Raw genomic sequence first — 19,276 nt, forward strand, 5'->3', positions numbered from 1 at the left:
AGTTAGGGAGACGATTGATGGCAACAGTGAGGTTTTTGGGTGTCGGTGAGCCGAAGCCGAAGCGCGACATTCGTCTGCCGTCGTGGCTTCCCGCTTATCTGCAGGCAGCACCTCTTGCCTTGATCCTTGGCGGTTTCCTGCTGCTTCCGATCCTGATGATCGTCGTCGTGAGCTTCTGGGACTATGACTTCGCCCAGATGTATCCCGGCTTCGTCACGTTCAACTACACAGAAACCCTGGGCTCCTGGGTAACCTGGAAAACCTATCTCAATACCTTGAAATTCGCCGCCATCGTTTGGGGGCTGACGCTGTTTATCGGCTTCTGGGTCGCCTATTTCCTGGCTTTTCACATCAGAAGTGCTGCCATGCAAACCGTGCTATTTCTTGTCTGCACGGTGCCGTTCCTGACGTCGAACATCATCCGGATGATTTCCTGGATCCCGGTGCTTGGCCGTAACGGCCTGGTCAACCAGGCATTGGTCGGCATGGGCATCATCCCGCAGCCGCTGGAATGGCTGCTCTATTCCGATTTCGCCGTGGTGCTTGCCATGGTGCATCTCTACACGCTGTTTATGGTCACGCCGATTTTCAACACCTTGATGCGGATCGACAAAGCCCTTGTCGAGGCGGCGCGGGATGCCGGCGCCTCCAGTTGGCAGATCCTGACCAACGTCATTTTGCCGCTTGCCAAGCCCGGCATGGCAATCGGCACGATCTTTGTCGTGACGCTGACCATGGCAGATTTTTCGACGGTTCAGGTCATGTCCGGTGGTCAGAGCGCGTCGGTGGCGCTGATCATGAAGAACCAGATGTCGCTGCTGCAATATCCGGCCGCTGCCGCCAACGCCGTGGTGCTGCTTGTGCTCGTGCTGCTGATGGTGGCCGGCATCCTGCGCATCGTCGATATCCGAAAGGAACTCTAAGCCATGGTCAGGGAAAAACGCAGCCGCGAATTCTACCTGCTCGCCGCTTTCTTTGCACTGTTCGTGCTGTTTCTATACGGCCCGCTGTCGGCCATCCTGATCCTGTCATTCCAAGGCGAAAATGGCGGTCTGACCTTCCCTTTGAACGGCGTATCCCTGCACTGGTTCGCCAATCTGTTCGAGACGCAGGCCGTCGGCGATTTCGGTGGTGCCATCCAGCGCTCTATAACGCTCGGGCTTATGGTGATGGTCGTTACGGTGCTGGTGTCGCTGCTGGCCGGGCTTGCCTTCCGGCGAAAGTTTTACGGCGCGACCGCACTATTCTACCTTGCCGTCGCAAGCCTCGTCGTGCCGTCCATCATTATTTCCCTTGGGATCGGTGTTGTGTTTCAGGAGCTTGGTTTTCAGCCCAGTTGGTATAGTTCCGCGTTTGGGGCACATCTGACCTGGACCTTGCCCTTTGGCGTGCTGATCATGTTTGCTGTGTTTAACCGGTTCTCTCCAGCCTATGAGGAAGCCGCGCGGGACCTTGGCGCCTCCTCCTGGCAGACTTTCCGATACGTCCTCCTGCCGATGATTGCACCAAGCCTGATCGGGGTCGGGCTGTTTGGCTTCTCGCTCTCCTATGACGAATTTGCCCGTACCCTGATGACCTCGGGCAGTTTCAACACGCTGCCGCTCGAGATCTACGGCATGACCACAAATGTCACCACTCCGGTGCTCTATGCGCTCGGCACGGTAACCACTGTGTTCTCCTTCTTCGTCATCGCCTTGACGTTGTTTCTCATTCGCCGCCTGAGCCGCCAGCGTGGCACGGCCTGATACACTCCAGCTTCTCCTCGGATTTTCATGCGCATTGCTCTCATCAACCCCAATACGACCGCCAGCATGACAGACACGGCGGCCGATGCAGCGCGGCGCGTCGCTGCGACAGGTACGGTTATCCTACCGCTGACATCGAAAATGGGGCCAGTGTCCATCGAAGGCTATTATGACGAAGCGCTGGCCGTACCAGGCCTGCTGATGGAACTCGCCGCAGCAGAAAAAGACGGTGTGGACGCAGCGATCATTGCCTGTTTTGACGACACGGGGCTTGATGCAGCCCGTGCGCTGGCGGCCATCCCGGTGATCGGCATTTGTGAAGCGGCGATTGCGACAACCAGCTTCATTGCCCAGAAATTCAGCATTGTCACGACAATGGGCCGCTCACGTTTGCCAATTGAGCATCTCGTTCACCGCTACGGCGCATCGTCGCGCTGCAAGGTGCGGGCCGCCGACATTCCTGTACTGTCGCTCGAGGATCCCTCCTCTAATGCGCGGGAGCGGTTGCGGGCCGAAATCGCGAAGGCGCTCGAGCAGGACGATGCGGATGCAATCATTCTTGGCTGCGCTGGCATGGCGGATCTAACCGAGCAATTGTGCCAGGAGTTTCAGGTTCCTGTTATCGACGGGGTCGCCTGTGCGGTAAAGCAGGCTGAGGCATTAGTGGGGCTCGGGGTCCGGACGGCGAAAGGCAATGCCTATGCAGCGCCAGTTCGCAAACCGTATAAGGGCCTGCTTGAAGGTTTTGCGCCTGAGGCTCTTTGTTAGATATCATTGACCGGCACGGACATTGTTCTTGTCGCCATAGGCATTACTGAGACGCCGACAAGGAAAATAAGGGTAACTCGCCGGCGCCGTAGCCATGCGTTTGGCCGGATCGCCTATGGCTCATCATTGATGTGACTCGGTCCCTGCTCAAGGCCTTTGAGAACAGATAGCCTTGCCCCTGCGAACAGCCCATTCCCATCAGGAGGTTACGCTGTTCCTCGGTTTCGATCCCCTCGGCGATAACCCGGATATTGAGGCTTTTCGACATTGCCAGCAAACCCTCAACGATAACTAGCGCCGGTTGCTCCACCAGAAGCCGTGCAATGAAGGACCGGTCAATCTTGATGATATCGAGAGGCACCGTGAGCAGATGGGTCATGGAGGCAAAGCCGGTACCGAAATCATCCAGCGCCACCAACATTCCAGCCTCGCGAATTTGCTTGATCTGGTCGATGACCATTCGCTCGCGGTTGCCGAGGTAGATCGATTCCGTCAGTTCGACAACGATACGGTCCGGCGAAATGCCAGCGCCTTCCATCGCTCCTACGATCCGTTGCGCGAGATTGCCGTCGAGAAAATCGCCAGCGGAGACGTTGAGTCCAATCTTACCAAATTCAAGGCCCCGGTCCAGCCAGTCTCGGGCATCACGAGCGATATTGTCCAGGACGCAGGCAGTCAGGGCGCAGGCAAGATGGACGTCGGTCGTGGCTTCGTGGAAATGCGAGGCCGAAACGATGTCGCCGTTGCGGGTCGCCAGCCGGCTCAACGCCTCAAACCCGATAGGGGTGCCCGTGGCGAGGTCGACGACAGGTTGATAATGGGTCTTTATGCGCCTCTCCCGCAAGGCTTCGCTCACCTGCTGGAACGACCGAAACCGTTTTGCAATTTTGGATCCGGATCCCGCCGTGTATTCGATAAACTGCCCGCGACAGCGCTCCTTGGCTTCGTATAGCGCGAAGTCGGCGTTTTGGCGTACTTCATCGACGGTTTGATCCTTCCGGGCGATGGCACCACCGATCGTGCCAGCGGGATAGACGGTCTGGCCGGCGCAGAGACAAGGTTCTTTCAGGGCCGCGAGTACATAGGCGGCATGGTAGCCCAGGTCGACGCAATCTGTTCCTCGCACGATGACGGCGAACTCATCGCCCCCCAGACGAAAAGCGGTATCCGAGCCCGACATGCGCTGCAAGCGCTTGCCAACGGTGCGGATCAGGTCATCACCTGCCTGGTGACCAAAGGTGTCGTTGACCTGCTTGAGATTGTCGAGGTCGATCAACAGCAAGCCCCAAGGATTGCGGGTGACATCTTCATTGATCACGGTCTCGTTAAAACCGGTACGGTTTGGCAGACCGGTCAGCACATCGGTAAAAGCAAGGCGCCGACGTTCTTCCAGCCGCATTTCTCGCTCCAGCCCAATCGCGCAAAGATGGACGCAAGCTGAGACAATGCTTTGCTCGACTTCGCTGGGGCCCCGCTTTTTGCGGAAATAGAAGGCGAATGTGCCGAGTACCTTGCCGCCGGAAATAATTGGAGTCGACCAACACGCCAGAAAGCCAAGGGGCAAGGCTAGGCCCTTGAAGGCTGCCCAGTAGGGATGGGTTTCGATATCAGTCACGATAACAGGTTCACCGCGGTGCGCGGCAGTGCCACACGACCCGACGCCCTCGCCGGAGCAAAGGCCGTCGATCGCTTGGGCATAATGTTTTGGGATGGAAGGGCCCGACAAGTGGTGCAGCCGACCGAAATCATCAAGCGTCAACACCGAACACACGGTATCATCAACCATGGCCTCAACGGTCCGGCACAAATAATCCACGGTTTCCGCCAGGGGCTCCCCCTTGGCTATCTTCTCCAAAATTTTGTTCTGCAGCTTGATGAGCATATGTCGCCATTCCCGTGAACCGCCTCAATCTAGCCTCCAGGCATTAAAGGGCAGTTACAAATATTCGAAATCTCTTGTATATGATGTAACGTTGAAAAACTCTCTGAGAAGGCCGCAGAAAGACGCAATCCGTGAGGATGATTTACAATTGAAAAATATTTCCGCTCGAATTCGGTCGTCGCCAAGCAGCTGCAACACTGCCGAGCCTCATACGGCTCTGGATCGATGTGACGGATGAGCAAAGGAAAAAAGTGAGATCGTCTCAGCTTACGCGGAAAGCGCACTTTCGCCACACCGATCGCGGAACGTTCGGAAATAGTGCCGGATGTCGAGGCTCTCCTGCGAGAATCTGGTCTCCTCGACATTAGGCAAAGACATACCGGTCAGAAGGGCAGCACCTTCGGCCGTGCCGGTCGGGGTGCCGCCTTCGGCGATATGCACATCGCGTCCGGCGCAGTTTGCGAGCGCGCGCAAATAAAGCTTGTTTCGGGCAAAAGGCCCTTCGACCAGAATGGGACCGTCGGCCCCGACGAGTTCAAGCGACCAGGCGGTCATCATCGCAGCATAGAGGCTTGCGGCAGCGTGGGTTTGTGCCGCGCTTTGGGGCTCGTTCGTCCAGCGGCCACGACGGTTTGGAAAAGGTCCGGACCCTTCGACGACTGATGGAAGGCGCATGATGTCGCGTGCCAGCACGTCGCTCAGCGCTCCCTCGATCTCGAGCTCCTCGGGGGGCTGTGTCCCCTGCGTCAGAAGCTCGAACTCGCGGCCGCCCATGTAGCGGCAGGAGGGGACGGCATGGCCATGCGCGTCGACATTGGCAAGCGTATCGCGGGCCGGATCCAGGCCTGACGCTGTGCCACCGACAGCAAAGCCGATAATCCAAGTACCGGTAGACACAACGGAAAACGGCGGTTTGCGGCGCAGGAGGTGCGGCAGCAGCGAGGCATTGCTATCGTGAATGCCGCAATAGACGGGGATCGGATGCGAGAGGCCGATATGCTCAGCCAAATCGGGCAAGATTGGCCCCAGCACATCGAAGGCGGAGCGAAGTGGAGCGATCAAGCTGGATATTCCAAGGCTTTCGATCAGAGTGGAATAGGTGCCCTCCTGCGGTCGCCACAGATCCGTATGACACCCAAGTGATGTCGCTTCGTTCGCGGCGACGCCGGTCAACCGGAAAGCCCAGTATTGCGGATAGGTCACGATCGTCTTTACATCCGAAAACAGCTCCGGAAAGGCCGTCTTCTGAAAGTGTAGTTGTGCGCCGAGATTGAGCCCGCCGGGCAAGGCAGGCGATTGGGTTTCGCTGAAGGGCGGTCGCAGTCCATCATAGGCGGCGCAGACGGTTTCCGGATAGCGGTGCTCGTAATCGAGGACAGGCATGGCAAGACCGCCCTGCCCGTTCAGCAAGACAGCGCTCGCTCCGTGAGTGGTGATTGAAACGGCATCGAAGCCGGGGCCGCGCGCGAAAGCGCGAAGCGAGTCCAGAATGAAGGCCCAAAGGCTTTCGATGTCGAAATGCGGATATGGCCCGGTGTTTATAACGGCATTGGCCATCCGGCGCGCAGCCAATTCCAAGCCTGAGGAGGCTTGAAGTACGACCACCTTGGCATTGGTCTTGCCAATGTCGATGACGGCAATTCGCTCAAACACACGTGTCATGGCAGATGGAAAACCGGCTCGAGTTCGACAGCGACTGGAGATCGGTCGGGGTTGGTCGCCATGATATCCGCCATATGCGCCCACCAGCGCTGCATGACCGGATGGTCAGGAAGGTCAGCCATGCCGTGGTCCCGACGACGGGTCAAAAGGCCAAACAACGTATTGGTGTCGCGGTCGAGGTGGATGGAATAGTCGCTGACACCCGCCTCGTGCAGAAGATCAACCAGTTCCGGCCAGATCTCGTCATGGCGGCGGCGATATTCAGCTTCCATGCCGGGGTTGAGCTGCATCTTGAAAGCGTATTTTTCCAGATCGGCCATAGTCAGTTCCTCATGTCCCGCATTCTGCGCGCCAGGATCGGCAGGGCGATGGTGATGATCAGTAGCAGGCCGATGAAGATCGACATGACGATGCCTGGCACGTTCAGGAGGCCAAGGCCGAAGGTCACGAGACCCATGACAAAGGCCGCAATCACCACGCCACCAATGGTACCGGCGCCGCCGACGATCGACACGCCGCCCAGCACAACCATGGTGACAGCCTCCAGTTCCCAGCCCTGGGCAATAGACGGTCGGGTAGAGCCAAGCCGCGATGTGAGGCAGACGGCGGCGATACCGCTCATCAGACCGGTCAGCAGGAACAGGATGAACTTTACCCGGTCGACGGGAATGCCGGAGAAGCGGGCGGCGAGAGGATTATTGCCGATTACATAGACCTGACGACCGAAATTGGTGGCGTGCAGCAGAACTGCGAACAGTGCGGCGAAGCCTAGGAAGAGCGCGAATTCGAAGGAAAATACCCAGACGACATAGCCCTGGCCGAAATAGGCAAAACTATCAGGGTATTTGCCATAGGCCTGATCGCCCAGCACGATATAGGAAATGCCCCGAAACAGGCTCATCGTGCCGATTGTCACCACGATAGACGGCAGTTTCAACCCGGCAACCAGCAGGCCATTGAAGACGCCGCAGACAAGGCCGACGCCGATGCCGATGGCCACCAATCCTGGTGTGTCGATCCCAAATTGGGCAGCGGCACCCATGGCGGTGGAGGCCAGCGCAATAATGGCGGCCACGGAAAGATCGATTTCCCCCGCGATCACCAGCAGCGCCATCGCAAAGGCAATCATCGCCTTTTCAGTAAAATTGAACGTGGCGTCCGACAGGTTCCAGGCATCGAGAAAATAAGTGGAAGCGAGGGAATTGGCGACGAAGATGACAATAGCGACGCCAAACAGCAGCACTTCCCAGCTTGCCAAAAGACGGCGCAATGGGGTTCCGAGCGTATCGGGAATGCTGCGCCGGGAGACGTTCGATTCAACGGGAGAGATTGTCATGCCGTTACCTCTTGCTTGGCACTACCTGCTGCGCGGTCGCGCAGGATGATCCGGCCCTTCTTACGCTCGGCCCGGGCGTTGAAGACGACGGCGAGCACGATAACCACGCCTGAAATCGCCATCTGCGCAAAGGGTGAAATACCGATCACAGGCAGGGCATTCTTGATGACGCCGAGAAACAGTGCGCCTAGCACGGTGCCGGCAACGGAGCCGATGCCGCCGGCTATCGATATGCCGCCGATCACGCAGGCGGCGACGCTATCGAGTTCAAAACCATTGGCGATATCGACATAGGCCACCGCATAGCGGGAGACCCAGAGGTAACCGCAGAGCCCGGCAAGGCCACCCGACAGCATGAAGGCAAAGAACCGGGTCCGGCCAATGTCGATGCCAGCGTAGACGGCAGCGGTCGCGTTGCCGCCGGAGGCATAGGCGGAGCGGCCAAAGGGCGTGCGGCCCAGCACGACCCACATGGCTATCATCACAGCGACGCCGACCCAGGCTAGCACCGGCAGTCCTGCCACCACGATGCGTGGCAAGTTGAGAAAGTCAGGCGTCATCTGGTGGGCATTGACCCAGGCCCCGCCTGATAGAACAAAGGCCATGCCGCGATAGATGGTCAGCGTGCCAAGTGTTACGACGATGGGCGGAATCTGCAGCAACCAGACGAGATAGCCGTTGATGGCGCCAAGGGTAGCGCCAATCGTGATCGCAGCAACGATCAAAAGCGGTAGCGGCAGGCCGGGAAAGCTCGCATCGAGCATGGCGACGGCCATGCCGGAAAAGGCGAGATTGGCTGCTACCGACAGGTCGATGGATTTAGTGAGGATCACGGTCATCTGCGCAAGGGCAAGGATGATCAGGATCGACGTATCGTTGAAGATGGTCGCGAGATTGCCGGGCGACGCAAAGCCATCGGCCCGGGTTGAAAAACCGACGATCAGCAGCACGATAATCGCCGCCAGCGCCAGTTCGCGATGTTTCAGCAGGCTCTTCATGGTCATGTCCTCACGCATTTCCGGTCGCGGCGCGCACCAGGGTCTCCGGCGTCAGCGTCGCCCGCTCGAACAGGCCGGCCTGCAGGCCCTCGCGCATCACCATGACCCGGTCCGACATGCCGATGATTTCGGGGAGTTCGGAGGAAATCATGATGATCGACAGGCCTTCTGCGGCCAGTTGCGAGATGAAGCCATGCACGGCCGCCTTGGAGCCGATGTCGATGCCCTTTGTCGGCTCATCGAGAATGATCACCTTGGGCTTGGTGGCCAGCCATTTGCCGATTACCACTTTCTGCTGGTTGCCGCCCGAAAGCGTCCCGACCGGCACTGAGAGGGCTGCTGCCCGCAGATCCAGCCGTTCGGCATAATGACGCGCCAGCGAAAATTCGTTGGCGGCCCGCAGGAAGCCGCGCGCTGAGGTCCTGACCAGAGATGGCAGCGACATATTCTGGTAGATCGGCATTTGCAGCGCCAGACCATGGCGGCCGCGCTCTTCGGGGACGTAGACGATCCCGGCGGCAATGGCATCGGCAGGCGACCGGATGTCGAGCGCCCTGCCCTCCAGTACGACAGTGCCCGACGCTGGCCGGGTGATGCCGAACAGCGATTGGCATAGTTCCGAGCGTCCTGCGCCGATCAGGCCGTAGACGCCCAGAATTTCGCCCTTACGCAGATCAAAGGAAATGTCGCGGAATTCCGTCTCGTGGCAGTAGTTGGACACGGTGAGAACAGGTGCGCCGATCGCCACGTCGATTTTCGGAAAGGCGTCATGCACATCGCGACCGACCATGAGACGGACGATTTCATCCTGCGGCGTCTGCTGCAAGTTTCCGGCCCCGACCATCTTGCCATCACGGAAGACGGCATAATTTTCAGCGATTTCGTAGACTTCATCGAATTTATGGCTGATGAACAGGATTGCCTTGCCAGACCGTTTCAGGCCCTCGACGATCCGGAAGAGATCGTCGATCTCCTTTCGCGACAGAGCTGCCGTGGGCTCGTCCATGATAACGATGCGCGCCTCTACCGACAGGGCCCTTGCTATCGCCACGAGATGTCGCTGGGCGATTGAGAGATCCTTGAGCTTGATAGTCGGATCGATCTTGCTTTCCAGCTGCTCCATCAAGGCGCTTGCTTGAGTGTTGATGCTCCTCCAGTCAATGAAGCCGAACCGGGTTCTCGGCGCATGACCAAGGAAAATGTTCTCCGCCACCGTCAATTCATCGAACAGCACGGTTTCCTGGTGAATAGCCGTGACGCCGGCGTCAATGGCTGCCTGGGCATTGGCGAAGCTGACGGTCTTGCCATCAATGACGATCTCGCCTTCATTCGGACGGTAAATGCCGGTGAGGATCTTGACCAGCGTCGATTTGCCCGCCCCATTCTCGCCGATCAAGGCAGTAACCTGCCCCGGATAGAGGGCGATATCGACGCGATCAAGTGCCTTAACGCCGGGAAAGATCTGCGAAATGCCACGCATCTCGAGAATGGGCGCGCCGGCGTCAAGCGGTATTGCGTCTAGGCTTTTGGTTTGAACACTCATTATCATCTGCACCAGAGCGGGCCTGTGCGGCCAGGAACGGAAAAGGGTTCCCGGCGGCAGTGCCGCCGGGTTCTCATATCGATTGTTGTCCCGAAAGCGGGATGTTTGGAAATTAGAAGATCTTCGAGAACTGATCGATGTTCTTGGCGTCGTAGACAAAGGGATCGGCCATCGCAGCTTCGCCGTTGTCGCCGATCTTGATCTTGCCCATGCGGCCAGCGGGAACTTCCGTGCCCGGCTTGCCGGAGGCGTCACCCTTGACCAGGTGATAAGCGATCTGGGTGGCGGAGTAACCGAGGTCGATCGGGTTCCAGATGGCGAATTCCTTCGTCGCACCCGACTTAATGGCGCCAGCCATTTCCGAGGGAAGGCCAAGACCCGTCACATAGACCTGACCGATCTTGCCGGCATCCTTCACGGCCTGCGATGCCGCAAGCACGCCGACGGTGGTCGGAGCAACGATGACCTTTACATCGGGATGGGAGGTCAGGATGCCGTTGGCTTCGCGGTAGCTCTTGTCGGCGAGGTCGTCACCATAAACAGTGGTCTTCAGGTTCAGCCCAGGGAAGTCCTTCAGCTGCTTCTTCATCTCGGCAATCCAGATATTCTGGTTGGTCGAGGTGGTGGTGGCAGACAGAATGGCAAAGTCACCCGTGCCGTCAGGCAGATGATCGGCGGCCAACTTCAGGCACATCTTGCCGATCAACTCGTTGGAAGAGGGGTTGAGATGCATGATCCGGCCGGCAGGTGCGACACCGGAATCCCAGGAAATGACCTTGATGCCGCGCTGTGCTGCCTTCTTCAGGGCCGGAACGACTGCATCGGGATCGTTTGCGGAGATGGCGATGGCGTCAACGCCCTGAGCGATCAACGAATTGATCACTTCGATCTGGCCTTCCGCCGTCGTCGAGGTCGGGCCAGTGTAGATGATCTTGACGCCGCCGAGTTCCTTGGCGGCCTCTTCAGCGCCCTTGTTGGCGGCTTCGAAAAAGCCGTTGCCGAGCGACTTCACCACGATGGCGATCTTCATCTCGGCGGCCTGGGCCATGCCCGTGGTCGCTACGAAAGCAATTGCCGCCGCCCCGAACATCCGTCTTGAAATTTTCATATTGTCTTCCTCCCAGTGTTAAAGACCGTCAATCCCCCAAACGGCCCCCGAAACGGTCGTGTCGCTTCCCTAAGCGACCGAAGGGGTACCCTCCCTGTCGGTCGAGGCGGATACCTTGACCGTCACAAGCTTTATTCCTGCTGCCTCCACCATATGCGCGGCCTCATCTGGCACCGCATCGTCAGTGATGATGGTAGATACAGCCTCCAAACCGCACAGAATCATGCTGGAACGGCGGGTGAATTTAGACGAATCGACCATGACGATCAGCTCGTCAGCCTGGCGCATCAGCCGCTGCTCGCTCTGAATGACAAGCGCGTCAGGCTCCATGACGCCAAGCGCCGAGATACCCTGAGCGCCGATGAACATCCGCCGGGCATAAAAATTACGGATCGCGTCATTCTCGAAGGGCGACAGGATCAGGCTCTGGTCGCGATAGATCGCGCCGCCGGGCACATTCACCGTGCATTTCGAATGCTTGATCAGATGCTCGGCGATCGCAAACGAGTTGGTCATCACCTGCAGGCGATGGGCTGACAGAAAGTGCACCATCTGGAACGTCGTTGTCCCGCCGTTGATGATGATTGAGTCACCTTCCGCGCATAATCCGACAGCTGCACGCGCAATTGCGCGCTTTTTATCGATATTGACCGATTCTGACACCCGAAACGGCCGTGCCGCCAGATTGCCCTGCTGCGGCGGATGCACCGCTTCGGCGCCACCGCGTACCCGCCGCAGTTTTCCCTGGATATGCAGCGATGCGATGTCTCTGCGGATGGTTGCTTCGGACGCATCCGTCAATTCGGCAATATCCTGCACCGTCACCACAGGCTTTTCCTGTATGGCGCTGAGAATGATGCGATGGCGTTCGCGTTCGTGCATGGTGTCCTCCTGACGGTGATTTAGACTTAATGGAAAAATAATGTCAATCAAAAACGATCAAAAAAGATTATATTGCGCCGCACAATGAACAATTATGATCGTTTATGATTGACATTGGTGATTAAACTGCGCAATACCAAGGGCAGGATGGAGCGCCCACCGGAATGGACGGGCCTTGATAACACCTTGGGAGGACTTCCATGACGGACCAAGCCGCTGCGGGCAAGACCCGCCTTCTCGATAACAGATGGGATGATGCTTACGCTGCCACGCTCGATGAGCCCGGCAAGCTGCTTTATCGTTCCAATCTGCTTGGAGCAGATAAGCGCATCACCAATTACGGCGGCGGCAATACCTCGGCCAAGGTCATGGAAACCGACCCGTTGACGGGTGAAAAGGTCAAGGTGCTCTGGGTCAAGGGATCCGGCGGCGATGTCGGCACCATCAAGCTCGATGGTTTTTCGACACTCTACCAGGAAAAGCTCGAAGCGCTGAAGGGCATCTATAAGGGTGTTCACGATGAAGACCGCATGGTCGGCTTCCTGCCCCACTGCACCTTCAACCTCAATCCGCGCGCGGCCTCGATCGATACACCGTTGCATGGCTTTGTGCCATTTACTCATGTCGATCACATGCATCCCGATGCGATCATCGCCATTGCCGCCTCGACGAATTCGCGGGAACTGACGCAGACGATCTTCGGCGATGAGATTGGCTGGCTGCCCTGGCGCCGTCCAGGCTTCCAGCTCGGTCTTGATCTCGAAGCTTTCGTGAAGGCCAATCCTCAGGCCAAGGGCGTCGTGCTCGAAAGCCACGGCCTGTTCACCTGGGATAATGATGCAAAGGCCTGCTACGAGCTGACGCTTGCAATCATTAACAAAGCGATCGAATGGTTTGCCAAGCAGACCGAAGGCAAGGTAATTTTCGGTGGTGCGGTAACGCAGAGCCTTCCGGTAGCAGAGCGCCGCGCCATTGCCGCCCGGCTAATGCCGGAAATTCGTGGGCGGATCGGCAAGGCTGAGCGCAAGCTGGGCCATTTCGACGATCAGGATGCTGTGCTGGAATTCGTCAACTCCAAGGACTTGCATCCACTTGGCGCGCTCGGCACCTCCTGCCCCGACCATTTCCTGCGCACGAAAATCCGGCCGCTGATCGTCGATTTCGATCCGGCAAAGCCTGATGTCGATGCCGTCCTGGCCGGCCTCGATGCTGCACTCGAAGCCTACCGTGCCGATTACACGCGCTACTACGAGACCTGCAAGCACGACAATTCGCCTGCCATCCGCGATCCCAATCCGGTGATTTTCCTCATCCCCGGCGTCGGCATGCTGTCCTTCGCCAAGGACAAGGCCACTGCCCGCATCGCTGGCGAGTTCTACGTCAACGCTATTAACGTCATGCGTGGTGCTTCTACGGTTTCGACCTATCAGGGCCTGCCGGAGCAGGAGGCGTTCGATATCGAGTACTGGCTGCTCGAGGAAGCCAAGCTGCAGCGTATGCCGAAGTCAAAGAGCCTTGCCGGCAAAGTAGCCTTCGTCACAGGCGGTGCCGGTGGAATTGGTCGAGCGACGGCAGCACGGTTGGTTGGCGAAGGTGCCTGTGTCGTGCTGGCCGATATTGACTCAGGCGCGCTGTCGGAGACGGCTGCCGATTTCATCAAGCGGTTTGGCGCCGACGCCGTGCGCTCGGTTCAGCTTGATGTCACAAAGGAAGACGGTGTGATTTCGGCTTTTGCCGAAGCGGCTGTTGAGTTCGGTGGGGTGGATATCCTCGTCTCCAACGCTGGCATCGCCTCGTCAGCACCGGTCGAAGACACGACACTTGCGATGTGGAACAAGAATATCGACATTCTCGCGACCGGCTATTTCCTCGTGTCGCGCGAAGCCTTCCGGCTGTTCCGGCGTCAGGCACTCGGGGGCAATGTCGTCTTCGTTGCCTCGAAGAACGGCCTTGCCTCCTCCCCGAATGCATCGGCCTATTGCACGGCAAAGGCTGCGGAAATTCATCTTGCCCGTTGCCTGGCGCTGGAAGGGGCAGATGCCGGCATCCGCGTCAACACCGTCAATCCGGATGCGGTCCTGCGCGGCTCCAAGATCTGGAACGGCGAATGGCGCGAGCAGCGTGCAGCGTCCTCCAAGATCGAGGTTGATGATCTCGAGGAACATTACCGCAAACGGTCGATGCTGAAGCTGAACGTCTTCCCTGAAGATATTGCCGAAGCGATCTACTTCCTGGCCTCGGATGCCTCGGCGAAATCGACCGGCAACATCATCAATGTCGATGCCGGCAACGCCCAGAGCTTTACGCGGTAACGGCAACCTCATCCCGCCCCATTTGCGGCGGGATGCCCTTCTCTGATCATTGATCGTGAAAAATGCCGCATCATCGGGAGGAAACCATGACGGATATGAAAATCGGCGCGGATGTAATCGCTGCCGACAATGACAAGCGAGCCGCAGGCCTAGCCGCTGATTATCAGGCGATGGGCGAAAAGCTCGCGCGCACAGGCATCGATATCGATGCAATTACCCGCAAAGTGAGTGAGTTCTTCGTTGCCGTTCCCTCGTGGGGCGTCGGCACAGGCGGCACCCGGTTTGCCCGTTTCCCTGGCCTTGGCGAGCCACGTCACATCTTCGACAAGCTCGACGACTGCGGTGTCATTCAGCAATTGACCCGCGCTACGCCGAAGGTGTCGCTGCATATCCCCTGGGATAAGGCGGACCCAAAGGAATTGACCGCAAAGGCGGCAACGCTGGGTCTCGGCTTCGACGCGATGAACTCCAACACATTTTCAGATGCTGCCGATCAGACCCATTCGTACAAATATGGATCGCTCAGCCATGTGGATGCCGCCACGCGGCGGCAGGCCATCGAGCACAATATCGAATGTATCGAAATCGGCGATGCGCTCGGCTCGAAAGCCCTGACCGTCTGGGTCGGCGATGGCTCGAATTTCCCCGGCCAGAGCAATTTCACCCGCGCCTTCGAGCGTTATCTCGCCTCCATGGCCGAGATCTACAAGAAACTGCCCGATGATTGGCGGCTGTTTTCCGAACACAAGATGTACGAGCCGGCTTTCTACTCGACGATCGTGCAGGACTGGGGCACCAATTACCTGATTGCCCAGACGCTCGGCCCGAAAGCGCAGTGCCTGGTCGATCTCGGCCACCATGCGCCCAATACCAATATTGAAATGATCGTTGCCCGGCTGATCCAGTTCGGCAAGCTCGGCGGCTTCCATTTCAACGACTCGAAATACGGTGATGACGATCTCGATGCCGGTTCGATCGAGCCCTACCGGCTGTTCCTGGTGTTCAACGAATTGGTGGATGCCGATCATCGTGGTGTGCAGGGCTTCCACCCCGCGCATATGATCGACCAGTCGCACAATGTCACCGACCCGATTGAGAGCCTGATTTCCAGCGCCAATGAAATCCGCCGGGCCTATGCTCAGGCGCTGATCGTAGACCGCACGGCGCTTGACGGCTTCCAGGACGACAATGACGCCCTAATGGCAACGGAAACTTTGAAGCGCGCCTATCGCACCGATGTCGAGCCGATCCTGGCTCAGGCGCGGCTGAATGCCGGTGGCGCCATTGACCCGGTCGGCGCATACAGGGCCTCCGGCTATCGTGCGAAGGTCGCCGCCGATCGACCCGCCGTCAAAGGCGGTTCTGGCGGTATTATCTGAAACGAGCCAGTTAGACTGGGGCGGCACGTGGCCGCTCCAGTCTAACGGTGCGATTCGAACTCTCTCCGGCGAATTCTGGGGCTATGCATCGAGCTGGTGGAATGGCACACCTCTCGTGCCGGACTAAACTTCCATCGGAGCCCCCCGTGTCGAACCAAACCCCTCGCCAGCCGCAGCGCCTTACGACGCGTCAATGCTGTATCTGCCATAAAACCATGCCTGCCCGCCGACTTCACCCGCTCAGCACCATGCGCTCGGCGCTGGTCATGCTGATTGAGCAACAGGCGGGGCCGCTGCCGCCCGACGCCGAGATCTGCGATGACGATTTGTCGGCCCTGCGGCGTCGGCATGTCGAAGAACTACTGGAAGAGGAACGCGGCGAACTATCCGAACTCGACCGCCGGGTCATCGCCGATCTCGGCCGCGATGTCTCGACCGTGCAGGCTGCCTCGTCAGACGTGGACAGGCCAATGAGTTTTGGCGACCGTGCTTCTGATGCCGTTGCGACGTTTGGCGGCTCCTGGCGGTTCATCATCATCTTCGCGGTCATTCTGATCGGTTGGATGGCGATCAACTCCATCGGCCTGCTGCGCCAACCGTTCGATCCGTATCCCTATATCCTGCTCAATCTCGCCCTTTCCTGCGTCGCGGCCATGCAGGCGCCGATCATCATGATGAGCCAGAAGCGCCAGGAGGAGAAGGACCGCGAACGCGCCGAGAGCGATTACATGATCAACCTGCGCGCCGAGCTGGAAATCCGGCAGTTGCACGAGAAGATCGATCACCAGATGGCACGGCAATGGGAACGCTTGGCCGAGCTTCAGCAGATCCAAATCGACCTGCTCGAGGGAAAGAACGGCAAAAATAGCATGTAAGACTCATATTTATTAGCTTATATTAATATTAGAGTAATAAACGCCCGTTATAGATGGTCTTACAGGGAAAGGATCTTCCTCCGGCGTCCCCTCTGCCATTCCGCTGATCCTTTCACTCACCTGTGGCCGCCCGAAGGCGTCCCCTCGACTTCGGGAGTTGACTTAACACCGCGCTTAAAAACGCGGTGTTTTTTTTGCCCAATAATTTCGGGTATCGCCACACACTGGACCTCGGTGACTTTCAGTCGCTCTTGGCCACAAGGTCAAAGGTTCTAGGATCGAAATAAACTTCAACGGATTGACCGTCAGCGTCGATAGCGTGAGCCTGATAGCAACCGTCGCCGCTTCGGATTGAACGAACCTTCCAGCCTTCGCTTTCCAGCTTCCTCTGCAGGCTCTCACGTGGCTGCCAGTCTTTCAGCGGCACGGCGCATCTTTCGCCAGCCAAGGCGGACCCCATCACTGCATATCCAATGGCGAGTGCGAGAAGCACGGGTTTCATGGCGGGTGTCCTCCCGGAATTAGCGCCTATATTGCCGGCAAAGATATTAGCCGCGGGCAAGGCCTTAAATAAGCAGCGTTGGATGAACGGAATTGTTTTATGGACAAAGGCGCTGACAGTAAGCTGAATAGCGTCGTCGCTAACCCTCGTGGATCGCCTGGCAATTGCGGACTTCAGCTTGATGTCAGCAACGCAGCCGAAGGCTTTTTAGAAGAGAATGCACAGGCATGCGCCCGTTTGCTGGCGTGATCGGAGAACACATGCGAGTTTTGCTGATAGAAGACGACACCGTTCTAGGCCAGGCGATCCGCGATCATGTCGCCGGCGCCAACCACGCGGTAGACTGGATGCAGAACCTGCAGGATGGCGAAGCCTGCACCCGGGCGGTTGGCTATGGCCTGATTCTGCTCGATTTGCGCCTGCCGGATGGAAGCGGCATCGATTTCTTAAAGCGGTTGCGCGAGCGCGGCGACGTTACCCCGGTCATCATTCTGACCGCCCATGACCAGATTTCCGATCGGATTGAAGGCCTCAATTCCGGTGCAGACGATTATCTCGTCAAGCCCTTCAATCTCGATGAGCTGACGGCGCGAATGCTTGCTGTTGCCCGGCGTTACGCTGCAAAGCCCAACCCCGTGATCCGGCTCGGTGCACTGGAAATCAATCCAGCAGAGCGGCGGATTATGGACGGGACGGACGCGATCATACTCTCCAGCCGCGAATGGGCAGTACTCGATACGCTGCTCGCTCGGCCCGGTGCTGTCGTGTCCAAGGCTCGGATTGAGGAGGCGCTCTATGCCTTTGGCTCCGAAATCGAGAGCAATACAGTTGAAGTCTATGTTAGCAGGTTGCGCAAGAAGATTGGCAAGGACCGGCTGCTGACAATCCGGGGCGTCGGTTACTCCATCGGAGGTGCGGCATGAGTGGCAATGCGAAGTCTGTCTCCATCGGGCCGATGCCAAGCATAACCCGGCGCCTGCTGCTTTGGCTTTCAGCTGTCATCACTGTGCTCTGGCTGGTGGCTGCGGCTTGCGGCGCCATCGTCATGCAGACCGAATTCGGTGAGATTTTCGATAGCGCCCTGCAGGAAACCGGCGACCGGTTACTGCCGCTGGTGGTCGATGACATCATGCAGCGCGACCCACTGCAAAGTCCGATGCAGATCTTGAGCGCCATCAACCCGGATTCCGATGGCTATCTGATCTATCAAGTGCGGGATGGAAGTGGCCGCGTGCTGATGCATTCCCATGCAGAGGCGGCGGCACCTCTCCCGGCTCCGCTTACCCCCGGATTCTGGCAGAATGACAAATATCGCATTTACACGACCACCGCCGTTAGCAATTCCATTGTAGTGCAGGTCGCCGATTCCATGGTTCACCGGCATTTATCGGCCTTAGAAGCCGGACTTGCTATGTTGCTTCCCGTCATCGGGCTTGTGCCGATTTGCGTGATTGCCGCCTGGCTGATCATCCGCCGCTCCCTGACGCCGGTTGAGCACTTTCGTCAGGAGATCAGCGAGAAGGACCATGGCAACCTCGCCGAAATCGATCTGACACCTCTGCCTAAGGAATTGCAGCCGATTGGTCGCTCCGTCAATCTTCTGCTGAACCGACTGCGTTCGGCGCTCGATGCAGAGCGTGAATTTACCGCCAATAGCGCCCATGAGTTGCGCACCCCAATAGCAGGCGCTCTTGCCCAGACGCAATTGCTGCTCGCCAGATTGCAAGAGCCTGACGCCCGTGCCCGGGCAATACAGGTGGAAACCTCGCTGCAAAAACTGGCGAGCCTATCGGAAAAGCTACTGCAGCTGTCGCGCGCCGAGGCAGGCATTGGCTCGACCGACGCGCCAGTCGATCTCGTGCCGGTTTTGGATCTCGTAGTCGAGGATTTTCAGCGTTCAGGCGCGCGGTCGCTCGTCTATGACCGCCCGCTGGAGGTCAGCCTTCCCCGTGCAGTAAGCGAGGATGCCTTCGCAATCGTCGTGCGCAATATGATCGAAAATGCCACCCGCCACGGAAGACCAGACGAACCGGTGACCGTTGCTGTCAAGGAAGACGGTACGATCAGTGTTGTCAACGGCGCCCCCGTCCTTTCGCCCGAACAGCTGATCATGATCCGCAAGCGGTTCCAGCGGGCGAGCGCCACAACGCCTGGCTCCGGCCTCGGCCTCTCGATCATTGAACGCTTGGCCGATCAAATGAGCGCACGCTTCGAGATCCTTTCGCCAGCCAGCCATCGCAAGGACGGTTTCGAGGCGCGGCTGGTCATCTGACCAGCCGCCATT

The 19,276-nt window shown here is 58.2% G+C and carries 17 protein-coding genes; 8 read left to right on the forward strand and 9 right to left on the reverse strand.

Annotation, left to right across the window (positions count from 1 at the left end):
- Positions 1-17: 17 nt before the first annotated feature.
- From BJF91_RS04125 to BJF91_RS04135, 3 genes are read left to right on the forward strand one after another with little or no spacing between them, the layout of a single operon-like run.
- On the forward strand, positions 18-923 hold the full coding sequence (locus BJF91_RS04125; RefSeq protein ID WP_075613216.1) for an ABC transporter permease: 906 nt from the start codon (positions 18-20) through the stop codon (positions 921-923).
- A gap of 3 nt (positions 924-926) precedes the next feature.
- A complete protein-coding gene (locus tag BJF91_RS04130; RefSeq protein WP_075613217.1) occupies positions 927-1,745 on the forward strand; it encodes an ABC transporter permease in 819 nt (272 codons plus the stop codon).
- Positions 1,746-1,772: 27 nt separating this feature from the next.
- Positions 1,773-2,513, forward strand: coding sequence for an aspartate/glutamate racemase family protein (locus tag BJF91_RS04135; RefSeq protein WP_075613218.1), 741 nt, complete (start codon positions 1,773-1,775; stop codon positions 2,511-2,513).
- A gap of 43 nt (positions 2,514-2,556) precedes the next feature.
- Here the strand turns inward: BJF91_RS04135 and BJF91_RS04140 are convergent, their stop codons facing one another.
- From BJF91_RS04140 to BJF91_RS04175, 8 genes are all read right to left on the reverse strand, one after another.
- Positions 2,557-4,395, reverse strand: a complete 1,839-nt coding sequence (locus BJF91_RS04140) for a bifunctional diguanylate cyclase/phosphodiesterase (protein ID WP_075613219.1) — start codon at positions 4,393-4,395, stop codon at positions 2,557-2,559.
- A 267-nt stretch (positions 4,396-4,662) separates the two neighbouring features.
- Complete coding sequence (locus BJF91_RS04145) at positions 4,663-6,057, reverse strand: FGGY-family carbohydrate kinase (protein ID WP_075613220.1); 1,395 nt, start codon at positions 6,055-6,057, stop codon at positions 4,663-4,665.
- A complete protein-coding gene (gene rhaM, locus BJF91_RS04150; protein WP_075613221.1) occupies positions 6,054-6,377 on the reverse strand; it encodes an L-rhamnose mutarotase in 324 nt (107 codons plus the stop codon). Before rhaM ends, BJF91_RS04145 begins: the two co-directional genes overlap by 4 nt.
- Before the next feature lie 2 nt (positions 6,378-6,379).
- Positions 6,380-7,393: an ABC transporter permease gene (locus BJF91_RS04155; protein ID WP_075613222.1), complete on the reverse strand. Its 1,014-nt coding sequence runs from the start codon at positions 7,391-7,393 to the stop codon at positions 6,380-6,382.
- Entirely contained in the window at positions 7,390-8,391 is a 1,002-nt protein-coding gene (locus tag BJF91_RS04160) for an ABC transporter permease (RefSeq protein ID WP_075613416.1), read from the reverse strand. The genes BJF91_RS04155 and BJF91_RS04160 overlap by 4 nt, the downstream gene beginning before the upstream one ends.
- Before the next feature lie 10 nt (positions 8,392-8,401).
- Positions 8,402-9,934 (reverse strand): sugar ABC transporter ATP-binding protein, encoded by a 1,533-nt coding sequence (locus BJF91_RS04165; protein WP_139310580.1) that lies wholly within the window; start codon positions 9,932-9,934, stop codon positions 8,402-8,404.
- Between the two features lie 112 nt (positions 9,935-10,046).
- A complete protein-coding gene (rhaS, locus tag BJF91_RS04170) occupies positions 10,047-11,042 on the reverse strand; it encodes a rhamnose ABC transporter substrate-binding protein (RefSeq protein ID WP_075613224.1) in 996 nt (331 codons plus the stop codon).
- 69 nt (positions 11,043-11,111) lie between these two features.
- Positions 11,112-11,924 carry a DeoR/GlpR family DNA-binding transcription regulator gene (locus BJF91_RS04175; RefSeq protein ID WP_075613225.1) on the reverse strand — a complete coding sequence of 271 codons (813 nt, stop codon included), beginning with the start codon at positions 11,922-11,924 and terminating at the stop codon, positions 11,112-11,114.
- Between the two features lie 200 nt (positions 11,925-12,124).
- Here BJF91_RS04175 and BJF91_RS04180 point away from each other — a divergent pair, with 200 nt between their 5' ends.
- The 3 genes from BJF91_RS04180 to BJF91_RS04190 all read left to right on the forward strand — a co-directional run bounded on the left by BJF91_RS04180 (position 12,125) and on the right by BJF91_RS04190 (position 16,490).
- Positions 12,125-14,236 (forward strand): bifunctional rhamnulose-1-phosphate aldolase/short-chain dehydrogenase, encoded by a 2,112-nt coding sequence (locus BJF91_RS04180; RefSeq protein ID WP_075613226.1) that lies wholly within the window; start codon positions 12,125-12,127, stop codon positions 14,234-14,236.
- Positions 14,237-14,322: 86 nt separating this feature from the next.
- Positions 14,323-15,615 carry an L-rhamnose catabolism isomerase gene (gene rhaI, locus BJF91_RS04185; RefSeq protein ID WP_075613417.1) on the forward strand — a complete coding sequence of 431 codons (1,293 nt, stop codon included), beginning with the start codon at positions 14,323-14,325 and terminating at the stop codon, positions 15,613-15,615.
- Between the two features lie 146 nt (positions 15,616-15,761).
- Positions 15,762-16,490 (forward strand): DUF1003 domain-containing protein, encoded by a 729-nt coding sequence (locus BJF91_RS04190; protein ID WP_234801539.1) that lies wholly within the window; start codon positions 15,762-15,764, stop codon positions 16,488-16,490.
- Between the two features lie 241 nt (positions 16,491-16,731).
- Here BJF91_RS04190 and BJF91_RS04195 read toward each other — a convergent pair whose 3' ends face one another.
- Positions 16,732-16,992 (reverse strand): PepSY domain-containing protein, encoded by a 261-nt coding sequence (locus BJF91_RS04195; protein WP_075613228.1) that lies wholly within the window; start codon positions 16,990-16,992, stop codon positions 16,732-16,734.
- A gap of 260 nt (positions 16,993-17,252) precedes the next feature.
- Here BJF91_RS04195 and BJF91_RS04200 point away from each other — a divergent pair, with 260 nt between their 5' ends.
- Entirely contained in the window at positions 17,253-17,915 is a 663-nt protein-coding gene (locus tag BJF91_RS04200) for a response regulator (protein ID WP_075613229.1), read from the forward strand.
- Positions 17,912-19,264, forward strand: a complete 1,353-nt coding sequence (locus tag BJF91_RS04205; protein ID WP_075613230.1) for a sensor histidine kinase — start codon at positions 17,912-17,914, stop codon at positions 19,262-19,264. The genes BJF91_RS04200 and BJF91_RS04205 overlap by 4 nt, the downstream gene beginning before the upstream one ends.
- Positions 19,265-19,276 lie beyond the last annotated feature (12 nt).

This window comes from Gillisella taibaishanensis (assembly GCF_001938985.1).
Classification (GTDB): domain Bacteria; phylum Pseudomonadota; class Alphaproteobacteria; order Rhizobiales; family Rhizobiaceae; genus Allorhizobium; species Allorhizobium taibaishanense.